Source organism: Pseudochelatococcus lubricantis (assembly GCF_011762225.1).
GTDB classification, from domain to species: Bacteria; Pseudomonadota; Alphaproteobacteria; order Rhizobiales; family Beijerinckiaceae; genus Pseudochelatococcus; species Pseudochelatococcus lubricantis.
On record NZ_JAASQI010000001.1, the window covers coordinates 842,578 to 860,938 of the forward strand.

At 68.1% G+C, this 18,361-nt stretch carries 19 protein-coding genes; 15 read left to right on the top strand and 4 right to left on the bottom strand.

Translation table 11 applies throughout. The features are described 5' to 3' along the window. The 4 genes from purQ (at position 1) to grxD (ending at position 3,618) form a co-directional block, all read left to right on the top strand. Positions 1-684: a phosphoribosylformylglycinamidine synthase subunit PurQ gene (gene purQ, locus FHS82_RS03620; RefSeq protein WP_166948750.1), complete on the top strand. Its 684-nt coding sequence runs from the start codon at positions 1-3 to the stop codon at positions 682-684. Between the two features lie 78 nt (positions 685-762). Beyond that, the gene (gene purL, locus FHS82_RS03625; protein WP_166948752.1) at positions 763-2,976 is read left to right on the top strand and encodes a phosphoribosylformylglycinamidine synthase subunit PurL; all 2,214 of its coding nucleotides are present in this window, start codon (positions 763-765) and stop codon (positions 2,974-2,976) included. 25 nt (positions 2,977-3,001) lie between these two features. Next, on the top strand, positions 3,002-3,238 hold the full coding sequence (locus FHS82_RS03630) for a BolA family protein (RefSeq protein ID WP_166948754.1): 237 nt from the start codon (positions 3,002-3,004) through the stop codon (positions 3,236-3,238). A 47-nt stretch (positions 3,239-3,285) separates the two neighbouring features. After that, complete coding sequence (grxD, locus tag FHS82_RS03635; protein ID WP_166948757.1) at positions 3,286-3,618, top strand: Grx4 family monothiol glutaredoxin; 333 nt, start codon at positions 3,286-3,288, stop codon at positions 3,616-3,618. 18 nt (positions 3,619-3,636) lie between these two features. Here the strand turns inward: grxD and tlpA are convergent, their stop codons facing one another. Further along, complete coding sequence (gene tlpA, locus FHS82_RS03640; protein WP_166948761.1) at positions 3,637-4,266, bottom strand: thiol:disulfide interchange protein TlpA; 630 nt, start codon at positions 4,264-4,266, stop codon at positions 3,637-3,639. Between the two features lie 221 nt (positions 4,267-4,487). On the opposite strand from tlpA, the gene FHS82_RS03645 reads away from it, so the two are divergent. Next, positions 4,488-4,745, top strand: a complete 258-nt coding sequence (locus tag FHS82_RS03645; RefSeq protein ID WP_166948763.1) for a lipoprotein — start codon at positions 4,488-4,490, stop codon at positions 4,743-4,745. 45 nt (positions 4,746-4,790) lie between these two features. After that, the gene (lysA, locus tag FHS82_RS03650; RefSeq protein WP_166948766.1) at positions 4,791-6,065 is read left to right on the top strand and encodes a diaminopimelate decarboxylase; all 1,275 of its coding nucleotides are present in this window, start codon (positions 4,791-4,793) and stop codon (positions 6,063-6,065) included. 6 nt (positions 6,066-6,071) lie between these two features. Here the strand turns inward: lysA and hemF are convergent, their stop codons facing one another. Then, positions 6,072-6,968: an oxygen-dependent coproporphyrinogen oxidase gene (gene hemF, locus FHS82_RS03655; protein WP_166948770.1), complete on the bottom strand. Its 897-nt coding sequence runs from the start codon at positions 6,966-6,968 to the stop codon at positions 6,072-6,074. Between the two features lie 331 nt (positions 6,969-7,299). Between hemF and FHS82_RS03660 the strand changes: the two genes are divergently transcribed. From FHS82_RS03660 to FHS82_RS03700, 9 genes are all read left to right on the top strand, one after another. After that, complete coding sequence (locus FHS82_RS03660) at positions 7,300-9,156, top strand: ABC transporter ATP-binding protein (protein WP_166948773.1); 1,857 nt, start codon at positions 7,300-7,302, stop codon at positions 9,154-9,156. A 13-nt stretch (positions 9,157-9,169) separates the two neighbouring features. Then, on the top strand, positions 9,170-9,673 hold the full coding sequence (locus tag FHS82_RS03665; RefSeq protein ID WP_166948775.1) for a tRNA (cytidine(34)-2'-O)-methyltransferase: 504 nt from the start codon (positions 9,170-9,172) through the stop codon (positions 9,671-9,673). 67 nt (positions 9,674-9,740) lie between these two features. Beyond that, positions 9,741-12,233 carry a TIGR02302 family protein gene (locus FHS82_RS03670; protein ID WP_166948777.1) on the top strand — a complete coding sequence of 831 codons (2,493 nt, stop codon included), beginning with the start codon at positions 9,741-9,743 and terminating at the stop codon, positions 12,231-12,233. Positions 12,234-12,252: 19 nt separating this feature from the next. After that, a complete protein-coding gene (locus tag FHS82_RS03675) occupies positions 12,253-12,450 on the top strand; it encodes a twin transmembrane helix small protein (RefSeq protein WP_166948779.1) in 198 nt (65 codons plus the stop codon). A 35-nt stretch (positions 12,451-12,485) separates the two neighbouring features. Then, complete coding sequence (locus tag FHS82_RS03680; protein WP_166948989.1) at positions 12,486-13,058, top strand: cob(I)yrinic acid a,c-diamide adenosyltransferase; 573 nt, start codon at positions 12,486-12,488, stop codon at positions 13,056-13,058. Between the two features lie 44 nt (positions 13,059-13,102). Further along, a complete protein-coding gene (locus FHS82_RS03685; RefSeq protein ID WP_166948782.1) occupies positions 13,103-13,837 on the top strand; it encodes a rhomboid family intramembrane serine protease in 735 nt (244 codons plus the stop codon). A gap of 221 nt (positions 13,838-14,058) precedes the next feature. After that, positions 14,059-14,805, top strand: a complete 747-nt coding sequence (locus tag FHS82_RS03690) for an electron transfer flavoprotein subunit beta/FixA family protein (RefSeq protein WP_166948785.1) — start codon at positions 14,059-14,061, stop codon at positions 14,803-14,805. A 2-nt stretch (positions 14,806-14,807) separates the two neighbouring features. Continuing rightward, the gene (locus FHS82_RS03695; protein ID WP_166948787.1) at positions 14,808-15,740 is read left to right on the top strand and encodes an electron transfer flavoprotein subunit alpha/FixB family protein; all 933 of its coding nucleotides are present in this window, start codon (positions 14,808-14,810) and stop codon (positions 15,738-15,740) included. Between the two features lie 193 nt (positions 15,741-15,933). Further along, positions 15,934-16,815 (top strand): 3-hydroxybutyryl-CoA dehydrogenase, encoded by an 882-nt coding sequence (locus FHS82_RS03700; protein ID WP_166948789.1) that lies wholly within the window; start codon positions 15,934-15,936, stop codon positions 16,813-16,815. A gap of 98 nt (positions 16,816-16,913) precedes the next feature. Here the strand turns inward: FHS82_RS03700 and FHS82_RS03705 are convergent, their stop codons facing one another. Next, positions 16,914-17,759 carry a DUF6456 domain-containing protein gene (locus FHS82_RS03705; protein WP_166948791.1) on the bottom strand — a complete coding sequence of 282 codons (846 nt, stop codon included), beginning with the start codon at positions 17,757-17,759 and terminating at the stop codon, positions 16,914-16,916. After that, the gene (locus FHS82_RS03710; RefSeq protein WP_166948793.1) at positions 17,756-18,154 is read right to left on the bottom strand and encodes a helix-turn-helix domain-containing protein; all 399 of its coding nucleotides are present in this window, start codon (positions 18,152-18,154) and stop codon (positions 17,756-17,758) included. The genes FHS82_RS03705 and FHS82_RS03710 overlap by 4 nt, the downstream gene beginning before the upstream one ends. Between the last annotated feature and the right edge of the window lie 207 nt (positions 18,155-18,361).

The window sequence follows — 18,361 nt, forward strand, 5'->3', positions numbered from 1 at the left end:
ATGAAAGCCGCCGTCATCATCTTCCCCGGCTCCAATCGCGATGGCGATGTGGCGCAGGCGCTCGTTCAGGCTGGCGCGAGCGTGACCAAGGTTTGGCACGCCGACAGCAGCCTGCCCGCCGGCACCGATCTCGCCGTGCTGCCCGGCGGGTTTTCCTATGGCGACTATCTCCGCTGCGGCGCCATCGCCGCGCGCGCGCCAGTGATGGACGCGGTGCGCAGCCACGCGGCGGCGGGCCGGCTGGTGCTCGGCATCTGCAACGGCTTCCAGATCCTGTGTGAATCCGGCCTGCTGCCGGGCGTGCTGATGCGCAATGCCGGCCTGAATTTCATCTGCCGCCGCCAGTTCCTGCGCGTCGAGCGCAACGACACCGCCTTCACGCGCCGCTATGCGCAGGGGCAGGCCATCGACGTCGCGATCGCCCACGGCGAGGGCAACTTCGTCGCGGACGAGCGGACGCTGGCGCAGATCGAGGGCGACGGGCGCGTGGCGTTCCGCTACGCCGACCGCGCGGGCGCGGTGACGCCGCAGGCCAACCCGAACGGATCGCTGAACAACATCGCCGGCGTCTATTCCGAAAAGTTCAACGTCCTCGGCCTGATGCCGCATCCGGAGAACCTGATCGACGACCTCGTCGGCGGCACGGACGGCCGCGGGCTGTTCGAGAGCCTGTTGGCGGCGTGAGCTTGTCCGTTTGTTGAGCAGGCTAACGTAACTTTCTGAAAAGTCGCGATAATCGCGGCGTCACATTGTGAGCTTCCGATGACCGCCAAAGAGCCGACCATCACCCCCGGGCTCGTCGCCGAGCATGGCCTGACGCCGGACGAATACACCCGTTTCAAGGAGCTGGTCGGCCGCGAACCGACCTTCACCGAACTCGGCATCGTGTCCGCGATGTGGAACGAGCATTGTTCCTACAAGTCCTCGCGCCTCCATCTGCGGGGGCTGCCGACGCAGGCTCCGTGGGTGATCCAGGGGCCGGGCGAGAACGCGGGCATTATCGACATCGGCGACGGGCTCGCCTGCGTCTTCAAGATGGAAAGCCACAACCATCCTTCGTTCATCGAGCCCTACCAGGGTGCAACGACGGGTGTCGGCGGCATCCTGCGCGATGTGTTCACCATGGGCGCGCGGCCGGTCGCGGCGCTGAATTCGCTGCGTTTCGGCGCGCCGGAGCATCCGCGCACGCGCCATCTCGTCGCCGGGGTGGTGGCGGGTGTCGGCGGCTACGGCAACTCCTTCGGCGTGCCGACGGTGGCGGGCTCGGTGGGCTTCCATACGCGCTATGACGGCAACATCCTCGTCAACGCCATGGCGGTGGGCATCGCGCGCGCGGACGGCATCTTCTACGCCGCGGCGGCGGGCGTCGGCAACCCCATCGTCTATCTCGGCTCCAAGACGGGCCGCGACGGCATCCACGGTGCGACGATGGCCTCGGCCGAGTTCGACGAGAACTCCGGCGAGAAGCGCCCCACCGTGCAGGTCGGCGACCCCTTCGCAGAGAAGCTGCTGCTTGAGGCCTGCCTCGAATTGATGCAGACCGGCGCCGTCATCGCCATTCAGGACATGGGCGCGGCGGGGCTGACCTGCTCTGCGGTGGAGATGGGCGCCAAGGGCGGCCTCGGTGTGGAGCTGGATCTCGATGCCGTGCCCTGCCGCGAGGAAGGCATGACGGCCTACGAGATGATGCTCTCGGAAAGCCAGGAGCGCATGCTGATGGTGCTCGACCCCGCGCGGCAAGCCGAGGCCGAGGCCATCTTCCGCAAGTGGGGCCTGGACTTCGCCGTCGTCGGCCACACCACGGACACGCAGCGCTTCGTCGTGCGCCATAAAGGAGAGGTCAAGGCCGACCTGCCGATCCGTGAGCTCGGCGACGAGGCGCCGCTCTACGATCGGCCCTGGAACGAGCCTGTGCCGCAGCCGGTGCTCGACCCGGCGACGGTCGCCGCGCCCGTCTCAGACCTTGAGGCGCTGGAGCGGCTCCTCGGCACGCCGGACCTTGCGTCGAAGCGCTGGGTTTGGGAGCAGTACGACCACCTCATCCTCGGCAACACGGTGCAGATCCCGGGCGGCGACGCGGCCATCGTACGTATCGGCGAAGGCCCCAAGGGGCTTGCGCTCACCACGGACGTGACGCCCCGCTATTGCGAGGCCGATCCGGTGGCTGGCGGCCGGCAGGCTGTGGCCGAAACCTGGCGCAATATCACAGCCGTCGGCGGCAAGCCATTGGCAATAACGGATAATCTGAACTTCGGCAACCCGGAGAAGCCCGACGTCATGGGCCAGTTCGTCGGTTGCCTGCGGGGTATTTCCGAGGCATGCGTCGCGCTCGATTTCCCCATCGTTTCCGGCAACGTCTCGCTTTACAACGAGACGCAGGGCCGCTCCATCCTGCCCACGCCGACCATCGGCGGCGTTGGGCTCGTCGCGGATGTCTCGGTCCATGCCACGCTTGCCTTCAAGCGGCCGGGCGAGGCGATCCTGCTCGTTGGCGAGACGGCCGGCTGGCTCGGCCAGTCGGTCTACCTGCGCGAGATCGTGGGGCGTGAGGAAGGCGCGCCGCCGCCTGTCGATCTCGCCGTGGAACGGCGCAATGGCGATTTCGTGCGCGGCCTCATTCTCGACAAGCACGCCAGCGCCGTGCATGATCTGTCGGACGGCGGCCTGCTCGTGGCGGTCGCGGAAATGGCCATCGCCTCGGGCATCGGCGCGACGCTCGATGCCGCGCCGGCGGGTGTGCCAGCGCACGCCTTCTGGTTTGGCGAGGATCAGGCGCGCTATGTCGTCACAGTCGCGCAGGCGGATGTGGCTGCGGTGACGGCCGCGGCCCAGGCTGCTGGCGTGCCCCTGCGTCGGCTCGGCGCGACGGCGGACGAAGCGGCGTTGCAGATCGCGGGCGAAGGCTCCATATCGCTCGGGAGGCTGCATGCCCGGCATGAGGCGTGGCTTCCGGATTACATGAGTAAACCCGAATAACGATTTGAATCCAGAGGAATTTTCAATGGCAATGGAAGCAGCAGAGATTGAGGCTCTCATCAAGGCCGCCATTCCCGATGCTTTCGTGGAGATCCGCGATCTGGCCGGCGACGGTGATCATTATGCCGCAACCGTGATCTCGCCATCGTTCGCCGGCAAGTCGCGCGTCCAGCAGCATCAGCTCGTCTACGCCGCGCTTCAGGGCCGCATGGGCGGCGCGCTGCATGCTCTTGCGCTCACCACCGGAACGCAGCAGGATTAATATCTGGCGCCGATTGCGCCGCAGTGCTTCACAAGGAAGTTTCGAACATGTCCGACGTACTTGCGTTCATCGACAACGAGGTCAAGTCCAACGACGTCGTGCTTTTCATGAAGGGCACGCCGGATTTCCCGATGTGCGGGTTTTCCGGACAGGTGGTGAAGATTCTCGATTACGTTGGTGTGTCCTACAAGGGCATCAACGTGCTGGAGAGCGACGACATGCGCCAGGGCATCAAGGAATATGCCAACTGGCCGACGATCCCGCAGCTCTACATCAAGGGCGAGTTCGTCGGAGGCGCGGATATCGTGCGCGAGCTGTTCCAGGAAGGCGAGCTGCAGAAGATCCTTGCCGACAACGGCATCGAGGTCGCCGCCGAATAGGCCCGGGAGCCGGCGGCCTCAGCCGCCGATCGCCGCCCTGATCAGGGCTACCGCGTCGTTCGAGGCCCATTCCGCCGCGCCGGCGAGATGCCCCAACGCGCAGCCGTCCCGGTCGACAAGCACGGTCGTCGGCATACCAAATGCCTTGCCGTCCGCGCGCAGCGTCTGGAAGATTTTCGCTTTCGGATCGCTGTAGGGCGTGAGGCTGTCGATGCCGTTGTCCTTCAGCCATTGCATGGCTTTCTGCGGCTCACGGGTATCGATGTTCACGGCCACGACCTCGAAATCGCTCCCGCCCAGCTTTTTCTGCAAGGCGTTGAGGGCCGGCATCTCCGCCCGGCACGGCACGCACCACGTCGCCCACAGGTTGAGCAGAACGGTGCGGCCGCGGAAATCGGCGAGGGACAGCGGCTTTCCGTCCGCCGACAGGAAGGTGAGTTCGGTAAGCGGCGCCGCGCGATTCTCCACCTGGACGGCGGCGACTTCGCCGGTCGCCAAGGGTTTCAGGCGCGTGAGCACCTCTGCCGAGGCCGGGCAGGTGCCGCCCGGCGCGCCGCCCCCCCGGTAGGCGCGGATGCCGATGACGCCGCCGACGATGACGAGCGCCACGGCGCCGGTGACGGCGAGGCGGCGAAACGAAACACTCATGTTGGACCTATACGCTGCAAAGGGACATTCCCGGCGTTCGCGCCGCGCCGACCCGGCAGGGACAAGGTAAGCCATTGCGCGGCGATCTCAACCCGCCCGTGCGTGTGCGTGATCGCATCTGCGTGATCGCGGCGGCGCGATCTCCCGCGCGAGAATGCGAAACAGGGCTCGAATTGTCGCGTCAGTCGGTTATAGTGCGCCCGCTTCATGGAGGTTTGCCCGTGCTCCGTTCCCCTGTGCTCCGTTTTCGCCTGAAATCTTCCCGCAATGCGGCGTTCCGCCTCTGCCTTGCCGTGGCCGTGTGCGCGGCGGTCGCGGGCTGCGGAAGGCGGGGCGGGCTGGAATATCCCGTGGACCCGAACGATCCGCAAATCCGCGATTCGGGTCAGCGTGTCCACTCGTCGGGGCGCGAGGGGCAGAAGGTGATCCGCGGCTATGTGACGCCGGACAAGAAATTCATCCTCGATCCGCTGCTCTGACCGCCGCCATTTCCTGACGCAGACGTTTTCATTCCGGGCGACGCCATGCACCATTTTTCCTATGTCGACGGCCTCATGCAGGCCGAGGATGTCGATCTGACGGCGCTTGCCGGCGAGGTCGGCACGCCGTTCTACTGCTATTCCACCGCCACCGTCGAACGCCACTACCGCGTGTTCGCGGAAGCCTTCGCGGATGTGCCGGCGCTGGTGTGCTTCGCCGTGAAGGCCAATTCCAACCAGGCGGTGATTGCCACGCTCGCCCGGCAGGGCGCCGGGGTAGACATCGTGTCGCAGGGCGAACTGCGCCGGGCGCTCGCGGCGGGTGTGCCGGGAGAGCGCATCGTGTTTTCGGGCGTCGCCAAGACGCGCGAGGAGATGGCGGCGGGGCTGAAGGCGGGCATCCTGTGCTTCAACGTCGAATCGGAGCCCGAGCTTGAGGCGCTGTCGGAAGTCGCCGTCTCGCTGGGCGTGAAGGCGCCCGTCTCGGTGCGCGTCAACCCGGATGTGGACGCGCTGACGCACGCCAAGATTTCCACCGGCAAGTCGGAGAACAAGTTCGGCATTCCGCTGTCGCACGCGCGCGCCGTCTATGCCCGCGCGGCCGCGCTGCCGGGCATCACGGTGACCGGCGTCGACATGCACATCGGCAGCCAGATCACGGATCTCGCGCCCTTCGACAACGCCACGGCGCTGATCGTGGAACTGGCGCGCGACCTGCTGGCGCAGGGCCACAGGCTGGACCACGTCGACCTCGGCGGCGGCCTCGGCATTCCCTACCATGAGGATGCAGAGCCGCCGCCGCTGCCCTCCGCCTACGCCGATATCGTCAAGCGCCACACGCGCGGTCTCGGCCTGAAGCTGGTGTTCGAGGTCGGCCGCATGATCGTCGGCAACGCCGGCATCCTGGTGACGAAGGTCATCTACGTGAAGCAGGGCGAGGGGCGCATCTTCGTCATCGTCGACGCGGGCATGAACGACCTCATCCGCCCGACGCTCTACGAGGCCTATCACACGGTGAAGCCCGTGCGGGAGCCGGCGCCCGGCACGCCGCGCATCGTGGCCGATGTCGTGGGGCCGGTCTGCGAAAGCGGCGACTATCTGGCGCTGCAGCGCGCCCTGCCGGCGGTCGCGCCCGGCGATCTGCTGGCGGTGATGACAGCTGGCGCCTACGGAGCGACGCAGTCGAGCACCTACAACAGCCGCCTGCTGGTCCCGGAGGTGCTGGTGAACGGCGCGCGGGCGGCGGTGGTGCGCCCGCGCCCGACCTACGACGACCTGATCGGCCTCGACCGCGTGCCGGACTGGCTGAGGGGGAAGTAAGCCCCGTTACGGCCAGCGCACCCTCGGCGGCAGCGACGACAGGATGGACTTGACGTTGCCGCCGGTCTTCAGGCCGAAGATGGTGCCGCGGTCGTGGAGCAGGTTGAACTCGGCGTAACGTCCGCGCCGCACCTCCTGCTCGAAGACGTCGGCTGCGGTCCACGGTGTCGGCAGGTTGGCGCGCACGATTGCGGGATAGACGGCGCGGAACGCTTCGCCAACCGCCTGGGTGAAGGCGAGGTCGGCCTCCGCGTCGCCGGACCAGTGATGGTCGTAGAAGATGCCGCCGATGCCGCGCGGTTCGTCGCGGTGCGGCAGATAGAAGTAACTGTCGCACCACTCCCTGTATTTCCCGTAGGGAGCGACTGCCGCGTGCGCGTCGCACACCGCGCGCATGGCGGCGTGGAAGCGGATGGCGTCCGGGTCGTCCTGCGCGCGCCGCCTGTCGAGCACGGGGGTAAGGTCCGCGCCGCCGCCGAACCAGGCTTTCGTGGTGACGACCAGGCGCGTGTTCATGTGCACGGTCGGCACGTTCGGGTTCCACGGATGGGCGATGAGGGAGATGCCGGAGGCCCAGAAGCGCGGGTCCTCGGCGGCGCCGGGTATCTGGGCCCGGAACTCGGGCGAGAACTCGCCGAACACGGTAGAGACATGGACGCCCACCTTCTCCAGCACGCGCCCGTGCATCAGCGACATCACGCCGCCGCCGCCCGCCGTGCCATCGCTGCCCTTCCGCTCCCACACCTCGCGCGCGAAGCGGCCGGGCTCGCCGTGGCCGGGAAAGAAGGGGCCGGCCGCCTCGTCCTCCAGCGCCTCGAAGTCGGCGCAGATGCGGTCGCGCAGGGTCGAGAACCACGCGCTGGCGCGTGCCTTGAGGTCGTCCAGATTGGCGGGCAAAGCCATGGTGCGAGTGTGTCCCTTGTCGAAAGCCGAACGTGCGGCACCGCACGCCTGATACGCCATCGCGCCCCCCGCGCATAGGCCCGGCGCGCGTGATCGGGCATTTTGGGGCGCGGGGAACGATGATAGCCGGCTATGGCATAAAACCGGAAAACGGGCGCCGTTTTCCGGACGAATTTGATGAATAAACAATGAGATAGGGTAAAATGGCGATTCAGATTCGGTGCATTTTGCTCTATACGGCATGCGATCGCGGGGGCCGTGTGTGTTCGGCCTGTTTCCGCCGGGCCGGAAACAGGCAGTGCGGCGGCCTCCGCCGCGACAGGAGATGACGATGTTCCGCTGGTTCGAAACCCGGATCGATCCGTTCCGGGAAGTGCCGATCGAGCGCCCGCCGGAGACGCTGCTGGCGTTCTACCGGCATTACGTGCGGCAGGTGTGGCCGGTGTTCGTCGCGCTCGTCATCTCGGGCGGCGCTGCCGCCGCGCTGGAGGTGCTGATGTTCCGCTATATCGGCGAGATCATCGACCTGCTCGGCAAGACGACGCCGGAACGCCTGTTCGCGGACTACGGCGGCCGGTTCCTGTTCATGGCGCTGCTGGTGCTGCTGGTGCGCCCGCTGTGCAACGTGCTGAACGACATGATCGTGCGCCAGACGATCCTGCCCGCCTTTCCGGCGCTGGTCCGCTGGCAGGCCCACCGCTACGTCATCCGCCAGAGCCTCGAATTCTTCCAGAACGACTTTGCCGGCCGGCTGGCGACGCGCGTCATCCAGACGGGCATGGCGCTGCGCGAGTCCGTGGTCGAGGTGTTCGGCTCGCTCTGGTTCGTCGTCATCTACGCGGGCGGGGCAATCCTGCTGTTCGCGGAGGCCGACTGGCGGCTCGCCATGCCGCTGGTGATCTGGGTGGCGCTCTACGGCGCGGCGTTGGCGTGGTTCGTGCCGCGCATCCGCGAGAGCGCCAGGGCGGTGTCGCACGCGCGCTCCACGCTGACGGGCCGCGTGGTCGACGGCTATACCAACGTCATGACGGTGAAGCTGTTCGCCCACGCCGAGCGGGAGGATGCGTACATCCGCGAGAGCATCGGCGAGAACGTGGAGGCGACGCAGAAGCAGACACGGCTCGTCACCGCCATGTCGGCGACGGTCTCGGTGCTGAACTGCCTGCTGATCGGCTCGACGACCGGCCTTGCCGTGTGGCTGTGGACGCAGGGCAGCGTGACGACTGGGGCGATTGCCTTCTCGTCCGGGCTCGCGATCCGCATCTACAATATGTCGGGCTGGATCATGTGGGTGGTGACGGGCATCTTCGAGAACGTCGGCGTGGTGCAGGAGGGCATGGAGACGCTCTCGCGCCAGCATGCCGTCGTGGACAGGCCCGGCGCGAAGCCGCTGCAGGTAACGCGCGGGGAAGTGGCGTTCGAACACGTGCGCTTTCACTATGGCCGCAAGTCCGGCGTCATCGAGGACCTGACGCTGCGCATCGGCGCGGGCGAGCGCATCGGGCTCGTCGGACGCTCGGGCGCGGGCAAGTCGACACTGGTCAACCTGCTGCTGCGCTTTCACGACCTGCAGGGCGGGCGCATCCTGATCGACGGGCAGGATATCGCCTCTGTCACGCAGGAAAGCCTGCGCGGCGCCATCGGCATGGTGACGCAGGACACTTCGCTGCTGCACCGCTCCGTGCGCGACAACATCCGCTACGGCCGGCCCGACGCCAGCGAGGAGGCCATCCGGGCGGTGGCGCGGCAGGTGCATGCCGACGGCTTCATTCCCTCGCTCGTCGATCCCGCCGGGCGGCGCGGGCTCGATGCCCATGTGGGCGAGCGCGGCGTCAAGCTCTCCGGCGGCCAGCGTCAGCGCATCGCCATCGCGCGCGTGCTGCTGAAGAACGCGCCCATCCTGGTGCTGGACGAGGCGACCTCGGCGCTCGATTCGGAGGTCGAGGCCGCCATTCAGGACGAACTCGACACGATCATGGCCGGCAAGACGGTGATCGCCATCGCGCACCGGCTGTCGACCATCGCCCGCATGGACAGGCTCGTGGTCATGGAGCAGGGCGCGATCGTGGAGCAGGGCACCCACGACGAACTGGTGCGCAGGGGCGGCATCTACGCTGGCCTCTGGCGGCGCCAGTCGGGCGGCTTTCTGGGCGTCGACGAGCCGCCGCTGTCGCTGGTGGGCGAATGAGCGGGGGCGTTTCATGCTGAGGCTCGCGCTCTACCAGCCGGACATTCCGCAGAACGCCGGCACGATGCTGCGGTTGTGCGCTTGCCTCGGCGTGGCGGCCGAGATCATCGAGCCGGCGGGCTTCCCGGTGTCCGACCGCGCCTTCCGCCGGGCAGGCATGGACTATCTGGAAGACGTCGTCATCAACCGCCACGATTCCTGGCGCAGGTTCGAGGAATGGCGTGCGGCGGCGGGCTTGCGGCTGGTGCTGGCGACGACGCGGGCCGCCGCCGTCTATACGGATTTCGCCTTCGGGCCGGACGACGTCATCATGGTGGGGCGGGAATCGGCGGGCGCGCCCGAGGAGGTGCATGCGGCGGCCGACGCGCGGATCGTCGTGCCGATCCGGCCGGGGATGCGTTCCATCAACGTGGCGGCGACGGCGGCGATGCTGCTGGGCGAGGCGCTGCGGCAGACGGGCGGCTTTCCGGCAGCGCCCCGGTTGCCATCCCGGATGACGCCTCTTGTGAACGGTTAAATCGATCAGCGCGCGTGCGCCGGGCAGCCGGGCGTGCTACCGTCGCATACGGGATTTTTTCAGGAACATGTCGAGGACCACGTCGGTGAGCGGCCCCGAAGGGCAACAGGTGAAGGCACAACAGGCGGGCCAGCAGCTTGAGCGCGCCGTGCGGCGCACGCGGATCGCGCTGTACGGCGAGCGCGTCTGGCCGCGCCTGTGGTGGCCGCTCGGCGTCGCGGGCATCTTCCTCGCCGTCTCCTGGCTCGGGTTGTGGGCGCTGTTGCCGGCTGGCGGGCGCATGGCGGGCGTCATCGTCTTCGCGCTGGCCTTCGTCGCCGCGATCGTGCCCGCCGTCGCCGTGCGCTATCCCTCGCGGCGCGAGGCGCTGCGGGCGCTCGACGGCGGGGCGGACGGCGCCGGTCTGGCCGATCCCGCGAGCGCGCTCGCGGATACGCAGGCGATGGGGCAGCACGATGCCGCCAGCCGCGCGCTGTGGACGCTGCATCAGCGCCGGGCGGCGGAGGCGATCTCGAAGCTGCCGCCGCGCTTCCCGCGTCCGCTGACGGCACAGTACGACCGTTACGGCCTGCGCGGGGCGCTGATCGTGGCGCTCGTCGCGGCGGCTTTCATCGCGGGGACGGAGCGGGGCAGGCGGCTGGCGCTTGCCTTCGACTGGCGCTTCGAGGCCTCCGGCGATCCTGTGGCGGCGCGCGTCGACGGCTGGATCGACCCGCCCGCCTACACGCGCCTGCCGCCGGTCATGCTCGATCTCACCCGCGCCGGCACGCGGGATGTCTCGGTACCCGCCGGCAGCGTGCTGGTGCTGCGTTCCGCCGGCGGCGCGGCGGAGGACGTGGCGATATCCGGCGGTTTCATAGCCCGCCCTGCGGAGCAGCCCGCCGCCGACGGCATCCATGAGAACCGCTATACCATCGAGGGCTCGGGAACCGTCGCGCGCGACACGGGCGACGGCCGGGCGACCCTTGGCATCGCCGTCGTTCCGGACAGGCCGCCCGTCATCGCCTTCGTCGGGCCGCCGGAAGCCACGCGGCGCGGTGGGCTCACCGTCGTCTTCCGCGCCGGTGACGATTACGGCGTCACGGCCGCGCAGGGCGTCGTTTCCCTGCCCGGCGAGGATACGGCGCAGGCGCTCGTGCCGCCGCCCGTTGTCGCCCTGCCGCTACCCCGCGTCGGGGAGGCGGAGCAGGAGCTGCGTACCACCGCCGACCTCGCAGCGCATCCGTGGGCAGGTGCCACCGTGCAGTTCACGCTCGTGGCGCGGGACGGTGCCGGACAGGAGGGGCGCAGCGAAACGCTGACCGTGACGCTGCCGCAGCGCCCGTTCACCAACCCGCTGGCGAAGGCGCTGGTCGAACAGCGCCGCAACCTCGTCTTCCATCCGCATGACTGGCGCGATGTACGGCTCGCGCTGCGCGCGCTGATGATCGCGCCGGACATCTTCACGCCCGACAGTGCTGTCTATCTGGGGCTGGTGACGGCGGAGCGGATGCTCTCCTCCGCCTCCAGCGGGGAGGGCCTTGTCGCCGTCGCCGATTTCCTGTGGGGCATGGCGCTCAGGATCGAGGACGGCGACGCCGGCGATACGGAACGCGCCCTGCGCGCCGCCCAGCAGGCGCTGCAGGAGGCCATCGACCGCAACGCGCCGGCGGACGAGATCGCCCGTCTCGCCCAGGCGCTGCGCGAGGCGATGAACCGTCATCTGTCGGAAATGGCCCGCAATCAGGCGCGCAACCGCGATCCGGCGGCGCAGCGACAGGGCGGCACCCCCACGCAGACCATCACGCCCGAGGAACTCGCGGCGATGATCGACCGCATGGAACAGATGGTGCGCGAGGGCGATCTCGCCGGGGCGGACAGGCTGCTGCAGCAGCTCAACAATATCCTCAACAATCTGCAGATGGCGCAGGGTGCGCCGCAGCAGGGGTCGCAGGCCGGGGAGGCCGGCCGGGCGATGCGTTCGCTCGACGAGATGATCCGCAACCAGCAGCGCCTGCGCGACGACACCTACCGGCAGAACGGCGAGGCCTCCGAGGGTGGCGAGGGGAACGCCGGCGGCGGGGAGCGCAACGGCGATCTCTCCGGCCGCCAGCAGGCCCTGCGCAACCAGCTGGAGCGCCTGCAGCGCGGCCTTTCCGAGCAGGGGCTGGAGGGCGAGCCGGGCCTCGGCGCGGCCGAGCGCGCGATGCGCGATGCCGAGGAAAGGCTCGCGGACGGCGACGGAGACGGGGCGGTCGATGCCCAGGGCCGGGCGCTGGAGGCGTTGCTGGACGGCGCGCAGGGGCTCGCCCGGCAGATGCGGCAGGCGCAGCAGGGCGAAAATGGGGAGCCGGGTTCGCAGCCGGGAACCGGCGAGCCGGGACCGGGCGAACAGGATCCGCTCGGCCGCTCGACAGGCCAGCGCCGCTGGTCCGACGGTGAGACGCGCGTGCCCGGCGCAGACGAATCGGCCATCGTGCGTGCGCGCCGCATTCTGGAGGAGCTGCGCCGGCGGCTGGGCGACCCCACGCGCCCCGCGGAGGAGCGCGACTATCTGGAGCGCCTGTTGCGCCGCGACTGAACGGAGGCGGGAGGAAGCCATGGGTGCACTCGGTTATGTCCTGGTGCCGGTCATGCTGGCGGCCGTCGCGGTCGTGCTCGTGCTCGGCCTCGTCAACATGATGCGCGGCGGCAGTCCGGAACGGTCGCAGAAGCTGATGCAGCTTCGCGTGCTGTTCCAGTTCGCCGCTGTCGTCGTCGTGCTGCTGGTGCTGTGGATCGGCGCCGGCAGCCATTGAAACGCGATATCGATCCGGACGGTGACAATTTCATCATGGTTCGCCTCAACCGCATCTACACCCGCACCGGCGACGACGGCACCACCGGCCTGACCGGCGGCGAGCGCCGCCGCAAGGACGATCTGCGCATCGAGGCCGTCGGCGCGGTCGACGAGGCCAACGCGGTCCTCGGTCTCGCCCGGCTCCACGCTGCCGGCGACATCGACGCGGCGCTGGCGCGCGTGCAGAACGACCTGTTCGATCTTGGCGCCGACCTGTCGACGCCGGGCGGCGCGGAACCGCAGCCTTTCGAGGCGCTGCGCGTCGTCGAGGCGCAGGTGGAACGGCTGGAGCGGGAGATCGACGCCTTCAATGCGGCGCTGGCGCCGCTGCGTTCCTTCGTGCTGCCCGGCGGCTCGCCCGCCGCGGCGGCGCTGCATGTGGCGCGCACCGTTTGCCGGCGGGCGGAACGGGTTGCGGTGGCGCTGGCGGCGCGGGAGCCGGGGCAGGTGTCGCCGGTGGCGCTGCGCTATCTCAACAGGCTGTCCGACCTGCTGTTCGTGCTTGCCCGTGCGGCGAACGACAACGGCGCGCTGGACGTGCTGTGGCGGCCGGGCGCGAACCGTTGACGGAACCCTTATGACGACGGAGCCGGACGCCGCAGGGAGTCGCCATGTTCATTCCGATCTATGACGGCCTTGCCTATCGTACGATCCGCGTCGCCTGGGCGACATGGAGCGTGCTGGCGCTGTCGTGCCTGTTCTACGCCGCCTATGCGTTGCGCCTCCTGCCCGGCAGGCTCGCGGACGAGACGTGGCTCTCGGCGGCTTTCGGCGTCATCCCGGCGGTGCTGCTCGGCAGCGCCGCCCTGCCGGATGGGCTGCCGCTGGTGCCGGAGCCGGCGACGCTGGTCAGCGGGCAGTTCGTACATCTCGGCTTCCTGCACCTCGCCGGCAACATGCTGTTCCTCGCCGTGTTCGGCGACAACGTGGAGGACGCGATGGGCCATGCGCGCTTCGCGTTGTTCTATCTCGCCTGCGGCGCGGCGGGGGCGCTGGCCTATGCGGCGGGCCACCCGGAGTCTCTGCGCCCGCTGGTCGGCGGCTCGGGCGCGGTGTCCGGGCTCGCCGCCGCCTATCTGCTGCTCTATCCGCGCGCCCGGGTGTGGGGCCTGTTCCTCAACCGCATTCCGCTGCAGGTGCCGGCGCTGTGGGCCATAGGCTTCTGGATCGCATTCCAGATTGTCCAGGCGTGGTTTGGCAGCGACGACGTGGGCTGGCTGGCGCATCTGGGCGGATTCGCGGCCGGTGGCGCGCTGGTTGTCGTGCTGCGGCGGCGCGACCAGCCGCTTTTCGGCGCGGGCATCGGCAAAGGCATGGGAAAACCGGCGGTGGCGGACGATCCGTGAATGGAGATTGACAAGCGCGAACCGGCGTCGTTACGTTCGCGCAGCCGTCTCAAACGGCTGTTTGGGAAGCGGCGGCCGGGGCGGATGGGAATGCGTGAGCAAACAGAATACCAGCCGGAAATTTATTCAGTTGCTTTCCCTTGCAGGAGACGTTCAGTATAAAAAGTGAAGGTAAGGCTTTACTTGAGATAAGTTCCAATAAAGTCCAACGGAGGTCGTCAATGAAGTTGCTGGTGCCCGTCAAGCGGGTGGTCGACTACAACGTCAAGATTCGCGTCAAGCCCGATGGTACGGGGGTTGACCTTGCCAATGTCAAACAGTCGATGAACCCGTTCGACGAAATTGCTGTCGAGGAGGCGTTGCGCCTCAAGGAGGCGGGCAAGGCGACGGAGGTCGTCGTGGTTTCGATCGGCCCGGCGCAGGCGACGGAAACTCTCCGCACCGGCCTTGCCATGGGCGCCGATCGCGGCATCCTCGTCAAGGCCGAAGGGCGGGTGGAGCCGCTGGCCGTGGCCAAGGTGCTGGCGAAAATCGTCGAGCAGGAGAAGCCCGACCTCGTCATTCTCGGCAAGCAGGCCATCGACGACGATTCCAACCAGACGGGCCAGATTCTCGGCGCGCTCCTCGGCTGGGCGCAGGGCACATTCGCGTCGAAGGTGGTCGTGGGCGACGGCTCCGTGGACGTGACGCGCGAGGTCGACGGCGGCCTGCAGACCGTGTCGCTCAAGCTGCCGGCGATCGTCACCACCGACCTGCGCCTCAACGAGCCGCGCTATGCGTCGCTGCCCAACATCATGAAGGCGAAGAAGAAGCCCATCGCGGAGACCACGCCCGAGGCGCTCGGCGTCGACGTGTCGCCGCGCCTCAAGGTGCTGAACACCGCCGAGCCGTCCAAGCGTCAGGCCGGCATCAAGGTGGCGGATGCGGCCGAACTGGTGTCGAAGCTCAAGGAAGCGGGAGTGCTCTGATCATGACGACCTTGCTCATTGCCGATCACAACAATCAGGCGCTCAAGGACGGCACCGCCAAGACGCTCACCGCGGCGCGGGAACTCGGCGAGCCGGTTCACGTTCTCGTGGCGGGTGAGGGCGCGCGCGCCGCTGCCGACGCCGCCGCGAAGCTCGAAGGTGTGGAGAAGGTGCTGCTCGCCGAGGGCGCTGTCTATGCGCACGGGCTTGCCGAGCCGCTCGCGGCGCTGATCGCCGGCCTCGCCGGCAACTACCGGTCGATCGTGGCGCCCGCATCCTCGAACGGCAAGAACGTTCTGCCGCGCGTATCGGCGCTGCTCGACGCCGCGCAGGTGTCGGACGTCACGAAGGTGGTTTCGCCCGATACGTTCGAGCACCCGATCTACGCGGGCAACGCCATCGAGACCGTGCAGACCACGGACGCCAAGCAGGTATTGACCGTGCGCACCGCGGCGTTCAAGGCGACAGGCGAGGGCGGTTCCGCCGCCGTCGAGAACGTCGAGGCTGCCGCTGACCCGGCGGTGTCGCAGTTCAAGGGCGAGGAAGTGGCGAAGTCGGAGCGGCCGGAACTGACGGCGGCGAAGATCATCGTTTCCGGCGGCCGCGCGCTCGGTTCGGCCGAGAAGTTCCAGGAAGTCGTCGCGCCGCTCGCGGACAAGCTGGGCGCCGCCATCGGCGCGAGCCGCGCAGCCGTGGACGCGGGCTACGCGCCCAACGACCTGCAGGTCGGCCAGACCGGCAAGGTCGTGGCGCCCGACCTCTACATCGCGCTCGGCATTTCGGGGGCTATCCAGCACCTTGCCGGCATGAAGGACTCGAAGGTCATCGTCGCCGTCAACAAGGACGAGGACGCGCCGATCTTCCAGGTGGCCGATTACGGTATCGTCGGCGATCTGTTCAAGGTGGTGCCGGAGCTGGAAAAGGCGCTCGGCTGAGCCTTCCGTCCCGCATCCTCGCGATGCGGGACGTCTTCAGATGGATTGACTGGCCCGTCTGAAGAAAATACGTCAAAATGTATCTATAAGGTGTCCGGCGATCCTGGGATCGGAAGCGACACTGTGCCCGCTGCCGCCCAGTCAGCCAACGGATTCACCACACCAGTCAGCAACAACGCAACGGACGGGTAACATGTCGATCGAGATTCGCAAGGTGGGCGTCATCGGGGCCGGGCAGATGGGCGGCGGCATCGCGCAGGTTGCCGCAGCCTCGGGTTACGAGGTTGCGCTCAACGACATCAGCGAGGAGCGCATCAACGCGGGTCTCGCCACCATCAACGGCAACCTCGCGCGGCAGGTGTCGAAGGGGCACCTCACGGAAGAAGAGAAGACGTTGATCCTGGCGCGCATCACGTCCGCGCCGACCTATGAACATTTCAACGACGCCGATCTGGTGATCGAGGCGGCGGTCGAGAACGAGGACATCAAGCGCAAAATCTTCCAGGCCCTGTGCCCGGCATTGAAGCCCACCGCGCTGATCGGCACCAATACGTCGTCCATCTCGGTCACGCGCCTTGCTTCCACCACCGACCGGCCGGAGCAGTTCATCGGCATCCACTTCATGAACCCGGTGCCGGTGATGCAGCTGGTCGAGGTCATTCGCGGCATCGCCACTTCCGAGGAAACCTTCGAGGCGACCCGCGCTCTCGTGGAGAAAATCGGCAAGAGCCTGACGGTGGCGGAGGACTTCCCCGGCTTCATCGTCAACCGCATCCTGCTGCCGATGATCAACGAGGCGATCTATACGCTTTATGAAGGTGTGGGTTCGGTGGAATCCATCGACACCGCCATGCGTCTCGGCGCGAACCATCCGATGGGCCCGCTGCAGCTCGCGGACTTCATCGGCCTCGACACCTGCCTGTCGATCATGCAGGTGCTCTACGAGGGGCTGGCGGATTCCAAGTATCGTCCCTGCCCGCTGCTGGTGAAGTATGTCGAGGCGGGTTGGCTCGGCCGCAAGACCCGCCGTGGCTTCTACGACTATCGTGGCGAAAAGCCCGTTCCGACGCGCTGAGGCGCGTCGCGGACCCGTGAACGCTGAAATCCGGCCGCGAGGCCGGATTTCTTTTTTCATGCCTTTTCAAGGATGCGCCGTTCCGCTCCGGCGGTATGTCAGCGGTCCATCCAGACCCTGATGCCGCTGCCGCGCGTCGGGCCGGTGGCCTGCGCGCCGAGGCCGTAGTGATCGGCGAGACGGCGCAGTGCGAGCTTCAGCACGACCTTGCCGGAACGGGGTGGCCAGCGGCGCTCGCGCTCCACCTCCTCGATGCGTTTCAGGAAGCCGCAGACGTCGATCAGGATACCGGCGTATTCGCTGTCGACGGCGTCAAGCGCCCGGTGAAGGCGTTGGCGCGCGGAAACCATCGCTTCCGTGGCGGGTGCAGGGCCGCCGTTGCCGCTGCCGCCGCGCGCCGGCGACCAGTTGCTGGTGACACGGGGCATGATCTGCGCCAGCGTCAGGTCGCGGCGCAGCCGCTCGCCCGCCTCGAAGCAGGCGGCATCGAGGAAGGGCACGCCGTTGCGGTCGCGCCGTTTGTGGAGCCAGGCGAGCGGGCTTTCAGCCTCGTTCACCTGCAGGGCCGGGGTGTGTCCGTCTCCGCCGGCCGGCGTCTTTTCGCGAAGCCGCCGGTCGGGGCCCGGTGTGGGGGAATCCGGCGCCGGCCCGTGTTGCAGGTGCATCAGCGCGGCGCGTCCGGCCTCGGTGATGGCGAAGGTGTTTTCCGGCGTGAGGCGCACGAGACGGCGCTTCAGCAAGGCATGGACGGTGCCGGCGGGAAGGCTGCCGCGCCCGAGCGACACGCCGCCGCGCGAACTCGACAGAATGACGCGATCCGGCATCCCGCTGCCGATCACCGCGATGTTGCCCTGTTCCGACAGATGGCCCAGCAGCCGGAGCGTATCCGCATCCCCCTGCCGTGGTTTTGCGGCTGCCTTTCCGGCATTGGTGCGGCGGCTCATTGCCCGGCCTCCGGCGCGGCGGTGGCCTCTGCCGCGTCGTGCAGGCAGCGCGCGACGCGGCGGGTGAGGGCGTGTTCGAGGCAGGACAGGACGTGCCTGAAGTGCGGGTCGTCGCCGCACCGCTGCGCGACGCGCCGGCATGCATGGCCGATGGTGGCGCGGTGGCGGCCGAAGGCCCGGCCTGCCGCGGATTCCGCCAGGTTGAAGCCGGTGCGCGCGAGGTAGATCGCGCCCGCGCGGGCGAAGGCATCCCTCGCCCGGCGCCGGTGGCCGGCGCGCACCGCCGCCAGCGAAACCGCGAACGCGGACGACACGGCGGCTTCGCATTGACGGCAGATCGCGGCTTCCCGCAGCAGGCGGCCGGCGCCGCCATGATCGAATCCGGTCCAGGACATCAAAACCTCCGTCGTCAGATACATAGGAAACTAATCCGAAAATCTGCACTAATGAACATAGAAATAGGATTATCATCCTATAAAATGGACGCAACGCTTTTCCGGAGGAGGTAGCCGTCTCCATGCGATTAACTGCGGATAAGTGGGTGGCCGCGCGGCGGCTGTGCGCGAGGGTCGTTCATGCCCGGACAAAACAAGGCGGTTCGC